The organism is Burkholderia mayonis, from assembly GCF_001523745.2.
GTDB classification, from domain to species: Bacteria; Pseudomonadota; Gammaproteobacteria; order Burkholderiales; family Burkholderiaceae; genus Burkholderia; species Burkholderia mayonis.
The window spans coordinates 2,171,461-2,189,445 of the sequence record NZ_CP013387.1; the positions used below are offsets into that span (position 1 = coordinate 2,171,461).

Genomic DNA, 17,985 nt, shown 5'->3' on the forward strand with positions numbered 1-17,985 from the left:
TATGAATAAGAGAAAAGTGATTCCGAGTCTGCGTTCGCTCGCAGATCAAGAACGCGCGACGGCGAAGAAGGCCCGCGCTTCGTGGCAGATGTTCACGATTATGGCAGAGTTTATCGAGGCGACCGAGTACCTGTCCGAGATCCGCCCTGCCGTCAGCATCTATGGTTCCGCGCGCCTCAAACCGGATTCGCCGCACTACAAACTCGCGGTGCAGATCGCGCGCAAGCTGTCCGACGCGGGCTTCGCCGTGATCTCGGGCGGCGGCCCGGGGATCATGGAAGCGGCGAACAAGGGCGCGCACGCCGGCAAGGCGCCGTCCGTCGGCCTCAACATCGAGCTGCCGCACGAGCAGGCCGGCAACCACTTCCAGGACATCTCGCTGCGCTTCCGCCATTTCTTCACGCGCAAGGTCACGTTCGTGAAGAACTCGGACGCGGTGATCGTGATGCCGGGCGGCTTCGGCACGCTCGATGAGCTGTCCGAAGTGCTCACGCTGATTCAGACGAAGAAATCGCGCCTCGTACCGATCGTGCTCGTCGGCAGCGAATTCTGGACCGGACTGCTGCAGTGGTTCCGCGATCAGATGATTCCGATGGGCCTCATCAATCCGGACGACATGAACCTGATGAAGGTGATCGACGATCCCGACCAAGTGCTCGAAGCGGTGCTGGCGTTCTACGAGGATCGCGGCGAGGAAACTGAGGAAGCGCAACCGCCGCGGCCGGAAGAGGACCGGATGTTCTACCTGTGACGAACACGCGCGCCGCATGCCGTTGCGGCGCGCACGGCGCACATCGAGTACACGCGAACGGGCGGGGCCGACGAAGCGCCCGCCCGTTTTTCTTGTGCGCCGCGACGATCGAAACCCAGCGATTTGGGCGCGGCGCGGCACGCACTTCGTAACCGTTCATTTCACCGGCCGCAGGGCAAATGTCAAATTCGGCGCGCCACGCGTCCCGAATCGATATGCTCGCCGATCGGATTGTCAAGCGGCGCCCTACCCGCATCCGGCCGCGCGAACTGTGCGAGAACGCACCGTTACAAATCCACACGCCAATTAGTCGGCCCTGAACAATTCGTTTTGTCGCGCAGATGAAGCTACGCCGCCGACGGCGCAGCGGCTCGGAAGCTGAGCAAAGCGACGAGAATCAGGGCGTAAAAAAGCCGCAGGTTGCGCAGGATCATCCGCAGGTTGTGGCCAGCGCCGCACAGCACCGCATGAATCGCATCGCCCAACGAACCCTTGAGCCAATTTCGATCGAGCTTGCCGTCGGCCTTCATGTGCCCGATGGCCGGTTCGATTGCGCTGCGACGCCGGATCATTGCTCGCAGGCCGCGTGTGATACCGCGTCGCAAACCTGGGTGATAGACCTTCACACCATCGACGGCGACGCCCTTGTAGCCGCGGTCGACGACGGCGATCTCCGGCTGCACATCGCTCAGGATCGCCGCTTGTTCTAACGCTTCGGCCAACGTGTGCCCGTCGTATGGATTGCCCGGCATTGAACGAGCTCCGACTACCAGACCTTCCTTGTGCGTCGTGGTGATCGACACCTTCACGCCAAATTCGTACGGCTTGCGCGCTTTGCCTTTCGCCAGGCACTCCACTTCCGGCGCGTGCAGCGCATACAGCTTGTTTTTGTCCTTCTGCTTCTGCGTGAGAATCCGCTTCGTGCGGCTGATCAAGTCTTCCAACTCCGCGCGACTTTGCTGAACAACGCCTTCCAGTTGCCGCTCCACGTCACGCATCACGCGCCCCACTCGTGAACGCAAAGTGCGCAGCGCCTTCTTCATCCGCTTGTACTGCTTCGCATGCGCATAGCGCCCGATCTGGCCCGCCAGACGCGGCGCTTCGCGGTTGTAGTTCTGCCGCAGCTTCAGCCCGTGCTGGGCGGCGGCCTTCACCAGATGTTCCCGGCAACGTTCGAGCAGGCGCGAATCGGTGGGATGCGCAATCGCCTTTTCCATCACCGTCGTATCGACAATCACCCGCTTCAGGCTCGTCGTCTTGATGACCTTTGCGCGTTTGGCCGCTTCGATCGTCTCAGCCAACAGTTCTTCAACGCCGGCTTCGCCCAGGCGCTTACGCCAGCGCGTCAGGCTCGACGGATCGATCGGCGGTTTCGTCTGCAAGTACGTCTCGCCGGTGAACACTTGCCAGTACGGGTTCTCCAGCCATTGCCAGACGACCTCTTCATCCGACAGGTCGAACGCGTGCTGCAAGTACAGCAGCCCTGCGATCAAACGCGGCGACGTTGCCGGTCGGCCACGAGACGATGCGAAACTCGCACTCATCGTCGTGCTCAACCGAGCCCAGTCGATCAGATCGGCCAGGCGAATCAACGGATGCTTCAGATTGATCTGCTCGCGCAGCGGTTGGCGGAAGAAATCTCCCTCTGTCACCGGCAACTTCGGACCCATCCACACCTCGTCAGGATTTGCAGGATTCACGCGTCAATATGCCTGCTTCCTGCAAATCCAACAACACCGTTTCGGCCTCACCGCCTTTCCGTATAAGCCGTCCAGGATTGTTCAGGTTCGACCAATTAATCCACCGCGCCGCCACACTTTGTCCTGCTGCGTGTCCGTCGGAACGGACACGGCGGGTTTGGGGCTCGAAGCCTGCACGCGTCGGAACGGACGCTCATCTCAACTCGTGAGGAAAAGAACATGAAACGCTCGTTGATCGCCCTTGCATTGACCGGTATCGGTATCGCGCTATCGGGCGCGGCGCACGCCGTGAATGTGGACGTCAACATCGGCGCGCCGGCTCCTGTCGTCGTCGCACCGGCGCCTGCCCCCGTCGTCGTCGCCCCCGCGCCCGCGCCCGCCGTCATCGTCGGCTGGCACGGCGACCGTTACTGGGACGGCCACCGCTATTGGGAACGTCGCGAGTGGGAAGAGCATCACCGCCATCGCGGCTTCTGCCCGCCGGGACACGCGAAGAAGGGCGAATGCTGATGCCGCGCGCCTGATTCGCGCCGCGCGGCAAACATCGACGGCGGCCGTCTGCGCAGCCGGCCAATGCGAAACGAAACAGCCCGATCGGGCAGTTTCAGTCAGGCCGACGATCTTCTCGACAAGGTCGTCCATGATCGGATCATGGACGACCTTGTCGTCTTTTGCGCAATCGCCTCGGCGCCGCACGCACCGGCGCGTTGTCGCGTTACGGGAACGCGACCTCCGCGAAGCAGCGCAGTTCGAAGTCGCACTACGCTGCAAAATCAATGCTTTCCAGAGTTTCTCTAACTTCAATCACTTGACGCGCTGTATCTTTTCCCGCGAATTGATCTGTGCTTTTTGGCAAGTTAGACAACCTTTCCACGACCTCAGCGCTGGCTCGGCTGCCATCTCGTCCGCCTGAGAAAGCGACCACGACGTGCGCGCGACTTCGACATTTTTCGCGTCGAATCGCGCGTCGTCATCGACTGACCGCAGGATGACAACGGACCGCTCCTCGTCGCCCGGGCGGTACACGTGCCTCATCATCGGATGCTCGTCGGCGCTCACCGTCAGCATCGCCATTGCGAGGATTTCGCCGCCTTTCAGCGTCTTCCGCGCACACAACAAACCGACGACACAAAATGGTCGCCAGCCAGCGAGCCCGATCCAGTAGCGGACGTGCTTTCCGGTTTCCCATTTCGGCTCGTAAATCCACACTGCCGGAATCAAACAGCGCTGGCCCGCTCGCCACGCACTTCGGTATGCTGGCTTCTCACCCGCCGTCTCGGCGTACGCGTTGACCGTCAGGTACTTCTTGCCCGGCGGCCGGTTCGCCGTTGGGACTACGTTGGCGGCCCTTGGCAGCGCGAAGCAATGAGCATGTGAACGGCGCATCGCCAACAACCAGTCCGCAGCAATTGGCCGGCCCAAGCAATTGGCCGGCCCAACAACGCCTCCTCGCCCCGCCTCCAGGAAGCGTCTCAATAAAGTGAGCAGGACTACCACGGCAATCAGACCAACAAACAAATTAAATTATTAACAATTGTCACAAAACAGAAAAGAATCTTAGAAAAAATAGGCAGAACGAATTATTACATATATGATTCAATATCATTACTTTTTAATAACTAGCAAAAAGATACATTCCATCACAACAGGGTGCACGCCGATTCGGTTCACCAATGAGCAAAAAATCATCAGCCTCACAAAATATCACATTCATTACCAATTTATTTAAAATTCACAAGAATACATCGCATCAGTTATGAATATAATTATCCACAATCAATCGAACTGTCCTCTCTCGATTACCGCTAATGATGATTGGTCCAGGATTCCCTCTGACGGCCATCAATATACAATCGCACGCCACGAGAGACTTGCATATACAGGTCACGGATGGATTTACATCGAGGCAAACCCTCAAGAATCGATAAATTCCACCATAAGAGGCAGGACCGCCAACTCCCCACCGTTTCCACGCGGACATATTGATATGCTGCTCAATATCCTTCGCGGAGTTGTCATAGAAAACACCGGGAAAAATGGAATTGTAATTAGTTCATACAACTACTTTATCGGAGTCGAAAGCGGAAATTCAATCTCAATTTTTGAAGGCGCGGCCGCTCAGGTTTTCGAAGGCGCAGAACCAGCATAATATGTACCCACACTGGCGGCACCGGAAACGCTGGCCAGATCGTCGCGATCGGTTGCCGTGCAGTTCGGACGGCGATGCGCAGCCGTTCAGCACCAGTGGCAAGAGCGGCCCGTAGGCCGCGATTCTCTGCTTCGTATTCGATTCTCTTTTTCGTGTTTTTCGCGCCGACGCGCCGCTACAGCCAATGCGGCCGCATCGTGCGTCGCGAGCGCACACCGCACCGATGCCCGCAGACGGAAACGGGACATACTCAAAGGCGTAATCCATCGCCTGCACGTCAGCGCGAACAAGATCGATCCAAGGATCGACATGCGAACTTGCAACCTGCTCTCCAAAGGAGACTGCAGGCTGCGCTCGCGATAAGCCAGAGTATGACGGCGCACTACATGAAGTCGCGCGAAGTGGAACGCGCCCGGCCAGTCCCATTGAAGCGCGCAAGTTAGACACTGACGCTGATGTTAGACAAGAAGGCCCCCCCCCGAACCAGCTGGGGAGCCTTGTACAGTCAGGGGGTTGTCACTGAAACGCCACTTCCGCAAAGCTGCGCAGCTTGCGGCTATGCAGCCGGTCTAGGCCGTTCGTGCGCAGGATCTCCATCGCCTTCACGCCGATCTGCAGATGCTGATCGACCTGCCCGCGATAAAACTGGTCCGCCATTCCGGGCAGCTTCAACTCGCCGTGCAGCGGCTTGTCCGACACGCACAGCAGCGTCCCGTAAGGCACGCGGAAGCGGAAGCCGTTCGCGGCGATCGTCGCGCTTTCCATGTCGAGCGCGATCGCGCGGCTCTGCGACAGCCGCAGCACCGGTTCGCGATGGTCGCGCAGTTCCCAGTTGCGATTGTCGACGCTCGCGACGGTGCCCGTACGCATCACGCGCTTCAGCTCGACGCCTTCGAGCTGCGTGACTTGCGCGACCGCGCGCTCGAGCGCGACCTGCACTTCGGCCAATGCCGGGATCGGCACCCACAGCGGCAGATCCGCGTCGAGCACGTGATCCTCGCGGACATAGCCATGCGCGAGCACGTAGTCGCCGAGACGCTGCGTGTTGCGCAGCCCCGCGCAGTGGCCGAGCATCACCCACGCATGCGGACGCAGCACCGCGATGTGATCGGTGATCGTCTTTGCGTTCGACGGTCCGACGCCGATGTTGACCATCGTGATCCCGCTGCCGTCCGCGCGCTTCAGGTGATACGCGGGCATCTGCGGCGCGCGCGGCGGCGGCGTGCCTTCCGTCGACGCATCGCCGAGGTTCGCGTTGTACGTGACCACGTCGCCCGGCTCGACGAACGCCGTGTATTCACTGCGATACGCACGCACCTCGGGATCGTCGCTCGCCGACATCATCGTGCGGCCGAGCTTCACGAATTCGTCGATATAGAACTGGTAGTTCGTATAGAGCACGTAGTTCTGAAAATGCGTCGGCAGCGTCGCCGTGTAGTGGCGCAGCCGATGCAACGAGAAATCGACGCGAGCCGCGGTAAAGAGCGCGAGCGGATGCGGCTCGCCCGGCGCGGGTTCGTATGTGCCGTTGACGATCCGGTCGTCGAGGTACGCGAGATCCGGCGTATCGAACACGTCGCGCATCGCGACGAGGCGATCGCGATCGAGATCGCCTTCGAGGTGGATCCCTTCGGAAAACGCGAAGTGAACCGGGATCGGCTGCGCCGAGACGCCCACTTCGATCCGGACGTGATGGTTCTTCGCGAGCAGGCGCAATTGCTCGCGGTAGTAATACGCGAACAGGTCGGGGCGCGTGACGGTCGTCTCGAACACGCCCGGACCGGCGACGAAGCCATACGAGCGGCGCGAATCGACATGCGTGTTGACGTCGGTGCGGATGCGCACGAACGGATAGCACGCGCGCACGCGCTCGTCGAACGTGTCGTTGCGGCGATAGCGCGCGAACGCGTCGCGCAGGAACGCGGTATTCGTTTCGTAGATCTCGGAGAGCCGCGCGACGGCGGCGATCGGGTCGTCGAACGCGTCGACGGACGGACTGTCCGGCGTATGCATCCGGGAACGGCGGTTGGGATCGTTCTTCATGTAGCGGTGCCTCGTCAGATCGTTTCGACATTACCACGGAACCCGCTTGCGCGGCCGATGCCCATCGCGACGGCAAGGCCGCCCGCGTGTCGACGGACGGCACCGTCAAGACGCCGGTATTTGCTAAAATCGAATGGTTCACTGGGAGAAACACGATGAAGCCGCTCCTTTTTGCCGCCGCCATGACGGCACTCGCTCTCGGCGGCCCCGCCTACGCCGCCGATGCCGCCCAGGCGGCAGCCGACGCGAAGGCCCAGGCCGCGGCCAACGAGGCAGCCGGGCTGCCCGATCTCACGAAGATCAACCGCCCCGGCGCCGAAGTGACGTCGAAGGTCGATTTCAACGACGTGAAGCGCACGCCGAGCTTTCACGAAAAAAGCAAGAACGGCACCGAGGTCACCGAATACCGCGATCGCGGCAAGCCGGTCGAGATCAACGTGAAATCGAACTTCGGCACCCGCTATCAGATGAGCGCGTCGCCCGACACGTCGCCGCGTCCGCACGACGCCGGCGTGCCGGTCACCCGCCTGCCGTCTGTCAACCTGCGCTATTGACGACGCCCGCCGGCGCCACGCGGCGCCGGCCCCTCTTCCGCCCTTTTCGCGACACCGGCGCGCCGCCGGCACGCCAACCCGAACCAACGTCTCTTGCATGGCCGTTTTCACCGCAGTTTCCGACGCTGACCTCGCACTCTGGATGCGCCACTACGATCTCGGCGACGTTGTCGCGTTCCGCGGCATCCCGTCCGGCATCGAGAACAGCAACTTCTTCCTGACGACCACGCGCGGCGAATACGTGCTCACGATCTTCGAGAACCTGACGGCCGGGCAACTGCCGTTCTACGTCGACTTGATGAGCCATCTCGCGAAGCACGGCGTGCCCGTGCCCGCGCCCGTCGCGCGCGACGACGGCACGCTGTTCGGCGAGCTGCACGGCAAGCCGGCCGCGATCGTCACGAAGCTCGAGGGCGCGGCGGAGCTCGCGCCGCGCGCCGAGCACTGCGTCGAAGTCGGCCAGATGCTCGCGCGCCTGCACCTCGCGGGCCGCGACTATCCGCGGTATCAGCCGAACCTGCGCAGCCTGCCGTGGTGGCGCGAGACGGTGCCCGCGATTGCGCCGTTCATCACCGGCGAGCAGCGCGCGCTGCTGGAAAGCGAGCTCGCATACCAGGCCGCGCTCTTCGCATCCGACGACTATGCGGCGCTGCCGGAAGGCCCATGCCATTGCGACCTGTTCCGCGACAACGCACTGTTCGCGCAAGCGGATCGGGGCACCGGGCATACGGTGCGGCTCGGCGGCTTCTTCGATTTCTACTTCGCCGGCTGCGACAAATGGCTGTTCGACGTCGCGGTGACGGTCAACGACTGGTGCGTCGATCTCGCGACGGGCGTGCTCGACGCCGTGCGCGCCGACGCGCTGCTGCGCGCGTATCAGACGGTGCGCCCGTTCACGGCAGGCGAGCGGCGCCACTGGGGCGACATGCTGCGCGCAGGCGCGTACCGCTTCTGGGTGTCGCGCCTGTATGATTTCCACCTCCCCCGCGCCGCGCAGATGCTCAAGCCGCACGACCCGGGCCATTTCGAACGCATCCTGCGCGAACGCATCGCGCACGCGGGCACGCTCCCCGAGACCCACGCATGCAACTGATCGAAGTTCCCGCCAAGACCGGCTACGTGTGGTTCCGCCAGGGCATTTGGCTGTTCCGGCGGAATCCGCTCGCGTTCGTCACGCTGTTCTTCACGTACCTGCTCGCGATGATGCTGGTATCGCTCGTGCCGGTAATCGGCGCGGCGCTGCCGCTGTTGTTCATTCCCGGCATCGCGGTCGGCTTCATGGCGGCGTGCCGCGACACGATCGCAGGCAAGCAGGTGCTGCCGACGATCCTGATCGATGGCTTTCGCTCGTACGGCCCCGTCGTCACGCAGCGGCTCTTCGCGCTCGGCGGGATCTACATCGTGTCGATGGCGCTCGTGTTCGCGTGCTCGGCGCTCGGCGACGGCGGCATGCTGCTGAAGATCATGTTCGGCCTCGGTGCCGAGAACCTCGAACCCGAAGCGCTCGCGTCGCCGGGCGTCGCCATTGCGGTGCTGATCGCGGCCGCGCTGTACATGCCGGTCGCAATGATGTTCTGGTTCGCGCCGGTGCTCACCGCGTGGCACGACATTCCGCCCGTGAAGGCGCTGTTCTTCAGCGTCGTGAGCTGCTGGCGCAACAAGGGCGCGTTCACGATCTACGGGCTGTTGTGGTTCGCGGTCGCGCTCGGCGTGTCGTTCGGGCTCGCCGCGCTGATGCAAGCGCTCGGCGCGGGCGCGTACGCACTCACGGTGATGATGCCAGCATCGATCATTATCACCGCAATGCTCTATTGCTCGTTCTACGCGACCTATCGCGGCTGCTACGGCGTGCAGGAGCCGGGCGCGCCGAATCTTCCGGATTCTGCTCGGTAGGCAACGCGGACGGAGACGGCGCGGCGGCGCGGCGGCGCGGCCGAGCATGCATCGCGTGCGTCAGTGCGTCGGGCGGAGTCGACGCTGAGGCCGCGGCGGGTGCTTTGACGGAAAAAGCGCCGATGACGCGGCGCTCAAGCCGATATTAATGCCCGCTCGGATGCGGGCATCCGGCGCCATGTTGCCGATGTGACACGCGACGTAGCCGAACGACGCTCGCTCGGGTTTTCGACGCTGCGCCTCTTGCACATTTCGTCGAATCCACGCCCAACCCGCGGCAACTTCGCTCCATTGGCCTCGCTGCCAAACTCGGCCCCTTGCCGCCGTCGATCGATCCATCCCCCTTTTGACCACCCAGCACCTCTCGCCAACCGGCACGATCAGGCGCAAAATCATTAGGACTCTAATTTTTTGCACATTACAGAAAATCTCGCCATGAACGACTCGCCGACCTTCCCGCTCACGCTCGACGACCAGCTCTGCTTCGCGCTCTATTCGACGTCGCTCGCGATGACGAAGGCGTACAAGCCGCTGCTCGACAAGCTCGCGCTCACCTATCCGCAGTACCTCGCGATGCTCGTGCTATGGGAATCCGACGACATGGCGGTCAAGGACATCGCCGCGCGGCTCAGCCTCGATCCGGCCACGGTCACGCCGCTCCTGAAGCGCCTGGAAGCGCTCGGTTACATCGAACGGGTGCGTGACACGAATGACGAGCGGATCGTCCACGCGCGGCTCACCACCGAAGGCGCCGCGCTGAAGCAGAAGGCCCGCTCCGTGCCTGCCGAGCTGTTTTGCGCGATGCGACAGACGCCCGATTTCCTGATCCGCCTGCGCGAGGATCTCACGCGGCTGCGACAAGCGCTCTCGGACGCCAGCGACGCCTGATCGACACGCGTTCGTCACCGTCGGATCGTACCCCGAAAATTTAATTTGCACACTAATAATTAGTTAGATATATTTCTGTCGTGGCCCGCGCTTCGCAATTCGCCGGGCCCTTTCCCCTCACGAAGTAGGAGAATTGAAATGAGCGCGCCCCCCCCCGTGAACGTGAGAGCAGAGGCAGGAGGATCCTCACGGGCCAACGCCATCGAAGTGCCCAGGTGGGAAATGCGCGCATTTCCCGGCAACCGGAGGATCCACGAGGAACGGTATGGCCGTGGGCGTGGACATCGCCAAGCAGGTTTTCCAGGTGCATTACGTCGATCAGACAAGCGGAGAGATCGTGAACCGGCCGATCAAGCGGGCCGAGTTTCTCGAGCACTTCGCGAACCGTGCGCCGTGCCTGATCGGGATGGAAGCGTGCGGCGGTGCGCACCACTGGGCCCGGCAACTCTGACGAGGATGGGTCATGAGGTCAGGCTGATGCCAGCCGAGTTCGTGAAGGCGTTCAACATCCGCAACAAGAACGATGCGGCAGACGCGCGGGCGATCTGGCTGGCGGTGTAGCAGCCAGGCAAGCCGGTCGCGGTGAAAACCGAAATGCAGCAGGCCATGTTGGCGCTGCACCGGATGCGCGAGCAGCTTGTGAAGTTCCGCACGATGCAGATCAACGGACTGCGTGGCCTGCTGACGGAATACGGCGAAGTGACGAGCAAGGGGCGAGCAGCACTGGACAAGGAGATACCAGCGGCACTTGGCCGAATTGCGGAGCGCCTGCCAGCGGCACTGATCGATACGCTGCGCGAGCAGTGGAACGGGTTGGCAAAGCTCGACGAGCAGGTTGCCGAGATCGAACGCCGGATGCGCGAATGGGAGAAGGAGGACAAGGCCGTGAAAGCGATCAGCGAGATCTCCGGTGTGGGGTTGCTGACCTCCACGGCAGCAGTCGCGATGATGGGCGATCCGAAGGCGTTCAAGTCCGGTCGCGAGTTTGCCGCGTGGGTCGGGTTGGCGCCAAAGCAGACCGGCTCGGGCGGCAAGGTGAACCTGCACGGCATCAGCAAGAGAGGCGACACGTATCTGCGCACGCTGCTGATTCACGGCGCGCGCAGCGTGGTGGCGAATGCGAAGCAGCCCGACCCGTGGATCGAGCAGATGAAGAAGCGGCGACCGACGAATATGGTGATCGTCGCGCTGGCGAACAAGATGGCACGGACGATCTGGGCGGTGCTCGCCCATGACAGGCCGTACCGGAAGGACTACGTAAGCGTGAAGCCGGCTTGAACGGCTCACGCGAGGTAGAAGTTCAACGCTTAACACAGGGTGAACGTCGAAAGGTTGCGCAGTAATCGAGTGTGATGACAAGCCAGGTAGGACCGGGACTCGCTAAACCTGCATGCCGTGTAGAGCTTCGAGCTCGCCAGGAGAATGAGGTGCGAGTCAGCGTATTTCATAGGGGTCCGCAGCGGGCAGTATCGGCTGCAACAAGGCCGAATATAGAGCTGCAGCCCATCCTGTCAAGTCTGACCACACGAAAACTGTTGCAAACGGGACGCGTTCATATAGGCAGCATGAACATTCTGTACAAGACGGCGGCAACCAGCACCGGCGGCCGCGACGGCCGCGCGACGACCCATGACCAGAAGCTCGACGTGAAGCTTGCCGCGCCGCGCGAACTCGGCGGCGCGGGCGCCGAAGGCACGAATCCCGAGCAACTCTTCGCCGCCGGTTACTCGGCATGCTTCCTGAGCGCGATGAAGTATGTCGCAGGCCAAAACAAGCAGACGCTGCCCGCCGACACGACCGTTACAGCCGAAGTGGGCATCGGCCCGAACGAGGAAGGTGGGTTTGCGCTCGACGTCGAGCTGCGCGTCGCGCTGCCCGGTCTCGACGCAGCGGCAGCAAAGGCGCTCGTCGATCGCGCGCACCAGGTGTGTCCATACTCGAACGCGACTCGCAACAACGTCGCGGTGCGCCTCGTCGTCGCGTAACGCTGCGCGCGGCGGGCGAGCGCCGAAAAGACAAAGAGGGCACGCCGGTCATCGAGCCGGCGCGCCCTCTTCAGTTTGACAACTTTATGCGTATAAATTTAATACGCGCTTAACGCGGAATCACGAGCGATCGAGCGCGGCTTCGCGGTCGAGCTTGCGCATGCGGAATTCGAGGTCGTACAGATCGGATGCGGCGGAAAGATACGCATCGGCGCGTTCCTTCGCGCGTTGCTCGGGCGACTTCGTCAGGAACAGGAACAGGCGGCTCAGCAAGTACATGATCGGTCACTCCAATCCAAGGGTTTTATCTTAGGTATTTACCCGTATTATAGGGAAAACCCTGACCTCGAGCCAACCGCTTTCGAAGCGTGCGTCGTTACGACGCGACAACCGCCCTCGCGCGCGACGCAAAAAACGACCAGATCAGCTCGCTCGCGTCCGGACCGGTCGCCGAGTGGAACGGCACGCTGTCGTCGCCGCCCGACCACGCGTGCGCGAGGCCTTGAACCCGGCAGAGGCGCACGACGGATTCACCGTCGCACCGGTAGTCGATCGTGTGCACGTCGGCCGCGCGCGCCTCGAAGCGCTTGACGCCCGTCGGTTCGCCTTCGGTGTCGGCGAGGCCGTTCAGCCGCAGAAACTGGACCGCGAGCTCGTCCGCATTCTTCGGTGCGACGACGCGGTCATCGTCGCCATGCATGATGAGGGCCGGCATCCCCGGATGCGCGCCCGGCTCCACGAGCGCGTCGACGACGACGGCAGGATTGCGGTGCAGGCCGCGGCGCATCACGTCCATCGCGGTGATCCCGGAGTGAGCGTCGCCGAACGCGGGTCCCGAATGGAGCGCCACGGCCGCAAAACGCTGCGGGAAATGCAGCGAGAGCAGCGACACGAGCCCCGCGCCCGCCGACATGCCGGCCGCATAGACACGCGACGCATCGAAGCCGCGTTCGGCAACGAGCGCGTCGACGAGCACGGCGACCGCCTGCGCTTCGCCGCGCCCACCGTGCGCGGTGTCGTCGTACCAATGCCAGCAGCCGTGTGCATGCGCGTTGAGCGATTGCTCCGGATAGAGCACCGCGAAGCCGTATCGATCGGCGAGCAGGTTCATCCGCGTGCCTTGCGCGAACTGATCCATGTCCTGCTTGCAGCCGTGCAGCATCACGACGAGCGGCAGGCCTTCCGCGTCCGCTCCGGACGGTACGTACAGGCCGTATTCGAGATGCTTGACGAAGCGCCCGAATGCGGGCGGCAGCGGGTGATCGGCGCGAGTCCATTCGCCGTCCGCCCATGCGGCCGCGCGCGGCCGGACACGGGACTCGCGCGCGACAGGCGGCGCCGGTTCAGCGGGCGCTGCGACGGCAGCGGCAATCGGTCCGGCGAACGGCCAGTCGGTCGCCATCTTTTGGGCAGCCTTCAGAGCGGACTTCGACGTCCGCGAGTTCGGCATGTGCAGCATGCGTTTCACGCCGCCCAGCCAGAGTTTCGTCAGACTTTTGGTCATCGGTCGGGGCTCGCAGTCAGAAATTAGGGACGCCGCAATGGGCGCAATCATTTTGGTTTGTGCAATGCACAATAACACTGTTTCTGGGATTTATCCCGACACCCGATAGTTCCCCACCGGCCTCCGATCGGAGCACGGCCCACGACGACCTGTATACTGGGCGCTCGCGCTTGTCTTCGTTGTAGTCGCTATTGACGGCTCATGCGTTAAGCAAGTATCCCGCATTTCCCGTACCTGCCCGCAGCCCCCGATGTTCGATTTGCCGCCCCGTCTGTGGATCTCGATCACCGCCCTAGGCGGTGCCGGCCTGACCCTGCCCCTCGCCATCACGATCGCCGTCTGGCTCGCGCTCGGCTATTCGCTTCGCCGCGCCGCCGCATGGCTCGCCGTGCTGGGCGTCGCGATCGGTATCGTCGCGCTCACGAAAATCGCGTTCCTCGGCTGGGGCATCGGCGTGCGCGCGTGGGATTTCACGGGCTTCAGCGGTCATGCGATGCTGTCGACATCAGTCTATCCGGTCGCGATGTTCCTGGCGCTCGCTCGTGCGAAACCGGCGGTGCGCATCGCCGGTATCGTGGTCGGGCTCGCGGCGGGCATCGCCGTCGGGCTGTCGCGCGTCGCGCTCGACGCGCATTCGCCGTCCGAGGCGGTCACGGGCTGCATCATCGGCGCCGTCGCCGCGCTGTCGTTCATCGCCGGCTCGTGGCATGCGATGCCGCACCGCTGGTCGGCGCCCGCCGTCGCGACGAGCCTCGTGGCCGTCACGATCGCGCTGCACGGAGTCACCGTGCCGTCGCATCGCTGGGTCACCGCGGTCGCGCTGCAGCTTTCCGGCCACGAGCGTCCGTATGTGCGGGCGCGCTGGAAAGCGAATCCGAACTACCGGCCCGCGTCGCGACCGGCCCAGCAACAGACGCTCGGCATGCCGACGGCGGTCCGCGCGTAAAGCAGGCCGGGAAGCCGCCGAGCGTTTCCGCGATCCTGCTGTTCCGCTGTTCCGCTGTTCCGCTGTTCCGCTGTTCCGCTGTTCCGCTGCCCAATTGTCCCGCTTCCCGCCGTCCTAAGCCGCCCTTCGCGCGCTGCGGCGTCATGCAGCACCAACACAGTACGAAAACCCGGGGCGTTATAACCTCGCCTATATTACGATTACGGTTTTCCTCCACGTCATTGTTTCCCGCCATGTCCGCTCCCGTCCGTTCCGCCCGCCGATTGTTCCTGCGTCTCGCGACGCTGTCCGCGCTCGCGGCCGGCTTCGCCGCTCCGGCCGCACATGCCGCCGACGAACTCGTCGTATCGGCCGCGGCGAGCCTGACCAATGCGTTCAAGGCAGTCGGCGACGCCTACGAGAAGCAGCATCCGGGCACGAAGATCCTGTTCAACTTCGGCGCGTCCGACGTGCTGATGCAGCAGATCGCGAAGGGCGCGCCGGCCGACGTGTTCGCGTCGGCCGACCAGAAGGCGATGAATCGCGCGGTCGCCGAGCGCGTGATCGCCGACGGCACGCGCCGCGACTTCGCCGAGAACTCGCTGGTACTGATCGTGTCCACCGACAGCCGCGCGACCTTCGGCTCGCTGCGCGATCTGGCGGCGCCCGCCGTGAAGCGCGTCGCGTTCGGCGATCCGGCGTCGGTGCCCGTCGGCCGCTACACCGAGGGCGCGCTGAAGGCGGCCGGCGTGTGGAACGACGTAAGCGCGAAGGGCGTGCTCGCCGCGAACGTGCGTCAGAGCCTCGACTACGTCGCGCGCGGCGAAGTCGACGCGGGCTTCGTGTTCGGCACCGATGCGGCCGTGATGCCCGAGCGCGTGAAGGTCGCGCTGACCGTCCCGACGCAAACGCCGATCACCTATCCGATCGCCGTCGTCAAGGACAGCCGGCACGCGGGCGCCGCACGAGGCTTCGTCTCCTTCGTGCTGTCGCCAGCGGGCCAGGCGGTGCTCGCGAAGTACGGCTTCAAGCCGGCCGCGAACGCCGCGAACTGATCGGGATACGCGATGCACGACGCCTGGGTTCCGCTGCTGCTGTCACTGAAGGTCGCCGGCTGGGCGACGGCGCTCGATCTCGTGCTCGGCGTCGCGACGGGCTATGCGCTCGCGCGTTGGCGCTCGGGCGCGCGCGACGTGATCGATTCGCTGCTGACGCTGCCGCTCGTGCTGCCGCCGACGGTGCTCGGCTACTACCTGCTCGTGCTGCTCGGCCGGCGCGGCGTGTTCGGCGCGTGGCTCGACGAACTCGACATCCAGCTCGTGTTCACGTGGCAAGGCGCGGTGATCGCGTCGATGGTCGTCGCGTTTCCGCTGATCCTGAAATCCGCGCGCGCCGCGTTCGAAGCGGTCGATCCGCAGCTCGAGCGCGCGGCGCGCACGCTCGGCGTCAGCGAAGCCGGGATTTTCTTTCGCGTGACGCTGCCGCTCGCCGCGCGGGGCATTCTCGCGGGCGCGCTGCTCGCATTCGCGCGCGCGCTCGGCGAATTCGGCGCGACGCTGATGATCGCGGGCAACCTGCCCGGACGCACGCAAACACTGTCCGTCGCCGTCTACGCGGCCGTGCAGGCGGGCGACGACACGACCGCGAACTTCCTCGTGCTCGTCACGTCGGTGACCTGCGTGCTGATCCTCCTCGCCGCGGGGCGGCTCGTGCCGCAGCGCGCGCTCGTCGGAGCGCGATGAGATGAGCCTCGTCGTCGACATCCGCAAGACGCTCGTCACGCCCGAACGGCATTTCACGCTCGACGTGTCGTTTGCGTCGGCCGCGCAGCGCATCGTGCTGTTCGGGCCGTCGGGCGCCGGCAAGAGTCTCACGCTGCAGGCGATTGCCGGACTGCTCGCGCCCGATTGCGGCACGATCTCGCTCGGCGGCGACACGCTGTTCGACGAAGCACGCGGCATCGACATGCCGACGCAGGCGCGCCGTGTCGCGTATCTGTTCCAGGACTACGCGCTCTTTCCGCATCTGAACGTCCGGCAAAACCTCGCGTTCGGCCTGAAGCGCGGCTGGCGCAATCCGCGCGCGAAGGCGCTGCCGGTCGAAGCCGCATACTGGCTGCGCGCGTTCGAACTCGAGGCGCTCGCCGGGCATTATCCGGCGCAGCTGTCGGGCGGACAGAAGCAGCGCGTCGCGCTCGCGCGCGCGCTGATCGCGCAACCGCGGATCCTGCTGCTCGACGAGCCGTTCTCGGCACTCGACGTCGCGATGCGCCAGCGGATGCGCAGCGAACTGACCGATCTGCAGATGCGGCTCGACATTCCGATGGTGCTGATCACGCACGATCCGGACGATGTCGCCGCGTTCGGCGATCAGGTCGTGCAGCTTCAGGAAGGGCGCGTGCTGCCCGAGGCGCCAATCGCCGAATGGGCGACGAGCATTCGGTGACGAGATCGGCTCGCGTCGTTTGCGCGGCCGGTGCTTGCCGGGATGCGATTTCGATGTCGATGCGTCGCGCGATACGGCAGCTTGGCGATCGTCCGCCGGGAACCGCGCAAATCTTTCGACATGTTCGGCCATTCCACTCCGTTCGACGCGGTTCTTAACGCCTCTCCACGAGACGGCATACGGCCGCGCGCTCGTTTCTTCGGCGAACGGACAGACGCAAAAACGCCGGCTTCGAGCCGGCTTCGTTCCGCCCTCGCTCGCGTCACCGAATACCGCCCGGCGAACACGGCCGCCGCATCAGCCGTTGACCGCCAGAATCACGCTCGACGCCTTGAACGCCGCCACCGCGCTCACGCCCTTCGCGAGCCCGAGCGCATCGACGCTATCGTTCGTCACGATCGCCGCGAGCGTCATGCCGCCGTCGAGCGCGAGCAGCACTTCGCTGTTCACCGCGCCGCGCGTGACCGTCTCGACGACGCCAGGTAGCTGATTGCGCGCCGACAGCTTGAGCGGCGCGCCGTCGTCGACCGCGAGCACGATCCACGACGCCTTCACGAGCGCGCATGCGTCGACGCCCGGCGTGAGCCCGAGCGCCTCGGTGCTCTCGTGCGTGACCACCGCGGTGATCGTGTGGTCGCCCGGCAACGCGAGCACCACTTCGTCGTTCACCGCGCCGTGCTTGACCAACAGAACCTTGCCGAACAGCTGATTGCGTGCGCTCGTCTTCATGCCTATTCTCCCGATGAGTTCCCAATTGACCGCAAAGCCTTCGACGGCTGCGCTCGCCGCGTCGATGAAGCGCCGATGCTCGCGCTCGATCGCGCGAAACGCCGCGATCAGCGCCGTCGCGCGCGGCGTGAGCGTCGTGCCGCCGCCGCCCTTGCCGCCCGTCAAACGCAACACGAGCGGCTCGCCCGCGAGGTTGTTCATCGTGTCGATCGCATCCCATGCGCCCTTGTAGCTGAGGCCGACCGCCTTCGCCGCGCGCGTGATCGAGCCAGTCTCGCCGATCGCGGCGAGCAGCGCGATGCGCGTCGCGCCGCCGAGCGTCTGGGCGCCCGCATTCAGCCACAGTTCGCCGCGCAGTGCGAGCGGCTCGTGTGCGGCGGGCGCGTCGGAACGGGGAGAGGACGAATCGGCGGTCATCG

General features: G+C 64.0%; 17 protein-coding genes and 1 pseudogene. 12 read left to right on the forward strand and 6 right to left on the reverse strand.

Features of this window, described 5'->3' with window-relative positions:
* Window position 1: 1 nt before the first annotated feature.
* Window positions 2-751 carry an LOG family protein gene (locus WS70_RS28485; RefSeq protein ID WP_059472769.1) on the forward strand — a complete coding sequence of 250 codons (750 nt, stop codon included), beginning with the start codon at window positions 2-4 and terminating at the stop codon, window positions 749-751.
* Window positions 752-1,098: 347 nt separating this feature from the next.
* On the opposite strand, the gene WS70_RS28495 is transcribed toward WS70_RS28485, so the two are convergent.
* The gene (locus WS70_RS28495) at window positions 1,099-2,421 is read right to left on the reverse strand and encodes an IS5 family transposase (RefSeq protein ID WP_059474209.1); all 1,323 of its coding nucleotides are present in this window, start codon (window positions 2,419-2,421) and stop codon (window positions 1,099-1,101) included.
* 249 nt (window positions 2,422-2,670) lie between these two features.
* Between WS70_RS28495 and WS70_RS28500 the strand changes: the two genes are divergently transcribed.
* The gene (locus WS70_RS28500; protein ID WP_059598580.1) at window positions 2,671-2,961 is read left to right on the forward strand and encodes a hypothetical protein; all 291 of its coding nucleotides are present in this window, start codon (window positions 2,671-2,673) and stop codon (window positions 2,959-2,961) included.
* A 294-nt stretch (window positions 2,962-3,255) separates the two neighbouring features.
* On the opposite strand, the gene WS70_RS28505 is transcribed toward WS70_RS28500, so the two are convergent.
* Window positions 3,256-3,969: an SOS response-associated peptidase family protein gene (locus WS70_RS28505; RefSeq protein ID WP_226382884.1), complete on the reverse strand. Its 714-nt coding sequence runs from the start codon at window positions 3,967-3,969 to the stop codon at window positions 3,256-3,258.
* Window positions 3,970-5,116: 1,147 nt separating this feature from the next.
* On the reverse strand, window positions 5,117-6,643 hold the full coding sequence (locus WS70_RS28520; protein ID WP_059472766.1) for an AMP nucleosidase: 1,527 nt from the start codon (window positions 6,641-6,643) through the stop codon (window positions 5,117-5,119).
* Window positions 6,644-6,798: 155 nt separating this feature from the next.
* Between WS70_RS28520 and WS70_RS28525 the strand changes: the two genes are divergently transcribed.
* From WS70_RS28525 to WS70_RS28550, 6 genes and pseudogenes are all read left to right on the forward strand, one after another.
* The gene (locus WS70_RS28525) at window positions 6,799-7,197 is read left to right on the forward strand and encodes a hypothetical protein (RefSeq protein ID WP_059472765.1); all 399 of its coding nucleotides are present in this window, start codon (window positions 6,799-6,801) and stop codon (window positions 7,195-7,197) included.
* A gap of 97 nt (window positions 7,198-7,294) precedes the next feature.
* Complete coding sequence (locus WS70_RS28530) at window positions 7,295-8,290, forward strand: homoserine kinase (protein WP_059598579.1); 996 nt, start codon at window positions 7,295-7,297, stop codon at window positions 8,288-8,290.
* Window positions 8,281-9,090 carry a BPSS1780 family membrane protein gene (locus WS70_RS28535; protein ID WP_059472763.1) on the forward strand — a complete coding sequence of 270 codons (810 nt, stop codon included), beginning with the start codon at window positions 8,281-8,283 and terminating at the stop codon, window positions 9,088-9,090. Before WS70_RS28530 ends, WS70_RS28535 begins: the two co-directional genes overlap by 10 nt.
* Before the next feature lie 435 nt (window positions 9,091-9,525).
* Complete coding sequence (locus WS70_RS28540) at window positions 9,526-9,978, forward strand: MarR family winged helix-turn-helix transcriptional regulator (protein WP_059472762.1); 453 nt, start codon at window positions 9,526-9,528, stop codon at window positions 9,976-9,978.
* A 265-nt stretch (window positions 9,979-10,243) separates the two neighbouring features.
* Window positions 10,244-11,256 (forward strand): annotated as a pseudogene (locus tag WS70_RS28545) (IS110 family RNA-guided transposase).
* Between the two features lie 287 nt (window positions 11,257-11,543).
* Window positions 11,544-11,963 (forward strand): organic hydroperoxide resistance protein, encoded by a 420-nt coding sequence (locus WS70_RS28550; RefSeq protein ID WP_059472761.1) that lies wholly within the window; start codon window positions 11,544-11,546, stop codon window positions 11,961-11,963.
* Window positions 11,964-12,083: 120 nt separating this feature from the next.
* Here WS70_RS28550 and WS70_RS28555 read toward each other — a convergent pair whose 3' ends face one another.
* Together WS70_RS28555 and WS70_RS28560 are read right to left on the reverse strand one after the other, a co-directional pair.
* Window positions 12,084-12,242, reverse strand: coding sequence for a DUF3563 family protein (locus WS70_RS28555; protein ID WP_082716363.1), 159 nt, complete (start codon window positions 12,240-12,242; stop codon window positions 12,084-12,086).
* A gap of 97 nt (window positions 12,243-12,339) precedes the next feature.
* A complete protein-coding gene (locus WS70_RS28560; protein WP_059472760.1) occupies window positions 12,340-13,467 on the reverse strand; it encodes an extracellular catalytic domain type 1 short-chain-length polyhydroxyalkanoate depolymerase in 1,128 nt (375 codons plus the stop codon).
* A 250-nt stretch (window positions 13,468-13,717) separates the two neighbouring features.
* Here WS70_RS28560 and WS70_RS28565 point away from each other — a divergent pair, with 250 nt between their 5' ends.
* The 4 genes from WS70_RS28565 to WS70_RS28580 all read left to right on the forward strand — a co-directional run bounded on the left by WS70_RS28565 (window position 13,718) and on the right by WS70_RS28580 (window position 16,837).
* On the forward strand, window positions 13,718-14,413 hold the full coding sequence (locus tag WS70_RS28565) for a phosphatase PAP2 family protein (protein WP_059472759.1): 696 nt from the start codon (window positions 13,718-13,720) through the stop codon (window positions 14,411-14,413).
* 233 nt (window positions 14,414-14,646) lie between these two features.
* On the forward strand, window positions 14,647-15,447 hold the full coding sequence (gene modA, locus WS70_RS28570; RefSeq protein ID WP_059472758.1) for a molybdate ABC transporter substrate-binding protein: 801 nt from the start codon (window positions 14,647-14,649) through the stop codon (window positions 15,445-15,447).
* Between the two features lie 12 nt (window positions 15,448-15,459).
* Window positions 15,460-16,134 (forward strand): molybdate ABC transporter permease subunit, encoded by a 675-nt coding sequence (gene modB / locus WS70_RS28575; protein WP_059598578.1) that lies wholly within the window; start codon window positions 15,460-15,462, stop codon window positions 16,132-16,134.
* Window position 16,135: 1 nt separating this feature from the next.
* Window positions 16,136-16,837 carry an ATP-binding cassette domain-containing protein gene (locus WS70_RS28580; RefSeq protein ID WP_059472756.1) on the forward strand — a complete coding sequence of 234 codons (702 nt, stop codon included), beginning with the start codon at window positions 16,136-16,138 and terminating at the stop codon, window positions 16,835-16,837.
* 297 nt (window positions 16,838-17,134) lie between these two features.
* Here WS70_RS28580 and WS70_RS28585 read toward each other — a convergent pair whose 3' ends face one another.
* Window positions 17,135-17,983, reverse strand: coding sequence for a TOBE domain-containing protein (locus WS70_RS28585; RefSeq protein WP_059472755.1), 849 nt, complete (start codon window positions 17,981-17,983; stop codon window positions 17,135-17,137).
* Window positions 17,984-17,985 lie beyond the last annotated feature (2 nt).

What these genes read in the sequence shown, in the direction of transcription:
- WS70_RS28485 (WP_059472769.1), top strand. Translation starts at nt 2, where the DNA reads ATGAATAAGAGAAAAGTGATTCCGAGTCTGCGTTCGCTCGCAGATCAA.
- WS70_RS28495 (WP_059474209.1), bottom strand. Translation starts at nt 2,421, where the DNA reads ATGGGTCCGAAGTTGCCGGTGACAGAGGGAGATTTCTTCCGCCAACCG.
- WS70_RS28500 (WP_059598580.1), top strand. Translation starts at nt 2,671, where the DNA reads ATGAAACGCTCGTTGATCGCCCTTGCATTGACCGGTATCGGTATCGCG.
- WS70_RS28520 (WP_059472766.1), bottom strand. Translation starts at nt 6,643, where the DNA reads ATGAAGAACGATCCCAACCGCCGTTCCCGGATGCATACGCCGGACAGT.
- WS70_RS28525 (WP_059472765.1), top strand. Translation starts at nt 6,799, where the DNA reads ATGAAGCCGCTCCTTTTTGCCGCCGCCATGACGGCACTCGCTCTCGGC.
- WS70_RS28530 (WP_059598579.1), top strand. Translation starts at nt 7,295, where the DNA reads ATGGCCGTTTTCACCGCAGTTTCCGACGCTGACCTCGCACTCTGGATG.
- WS70_RS28535 (WP_059472763.1), top strand. Translation starts at nt 8,281, where the DNA reads ATGCAACTGATCGAAGTTCCCGCCAAGACCGGCTACGTGTGGTTCCGC.
- WS70_RS28540 (WP_059472762.1), top strand. Translation starts at nt 9,526, where the DNA reads ATGAACGACTCGCCGACCTTCCCGCTCACGCTCGACGACCAGCTCTGC.
- WS70_RS28550 (WP_059472761.1), top strand. Translation starts at nt 11,544, where the DNA reads ATGAACATTCTGTACAAGACGGCGGCAACCAGCACCGGCGGCCGCGAC.
- WS70_RS28555 (WP_082716363.1), bottom strand. Translation starts at nt 12,242, where the DNA reads ATGTACTTGCTGAGCCGCCTGTTCCTGTTCCTGACGAAGTCGCCCGAG.
- WS70_RS28560 (WP_059472760.1), bottom strand. Translation starts at nt 13,467, where the DNA reads ATGACCAAAAGTCTGACGAAACTCTGGCTGGGCGGCGTGAAACGCATG.
- WS70_RS28565 (WP_059472759.1), top strand. Translation starts at nt 13,718, where the DNA reads ATGTTCGATTTGCCGCCCCGTCTGTGGATCTCGATCACCGCCCTAGGC.
- modA (WP_059472758.1), top strand. Translation starts at nt 14,647, where the DNA reads ATGTCCGCTCCCGTCCGTTCCGCCCGCCGATTGTTCCTGCGTCTCGCG.
- modB (WP_059598578.1), top strand. Translation starts at nt 15,460, where the DNA reads ATGCACGACGCCTGGGTTCCGCTGCTGCTGTCACTGAAGGTCGCCGGC.
- WS70_RS28580 (WP_059472756.1), top strand. Translation starts at nt 16,136, where the DNA reads ATGAGCCTCGTCGTCGACATCCGCAAGACGCTCGTCACGCCCGAACGG.
- WS70_RS28585 (WP_059472755.1), bottom strand. Translation starts at nt 17,983, where the DNA reads ATGACCGCCGATTCGTCCTCTCCCCGTTCCGACGCGCCCGCCGCACAC.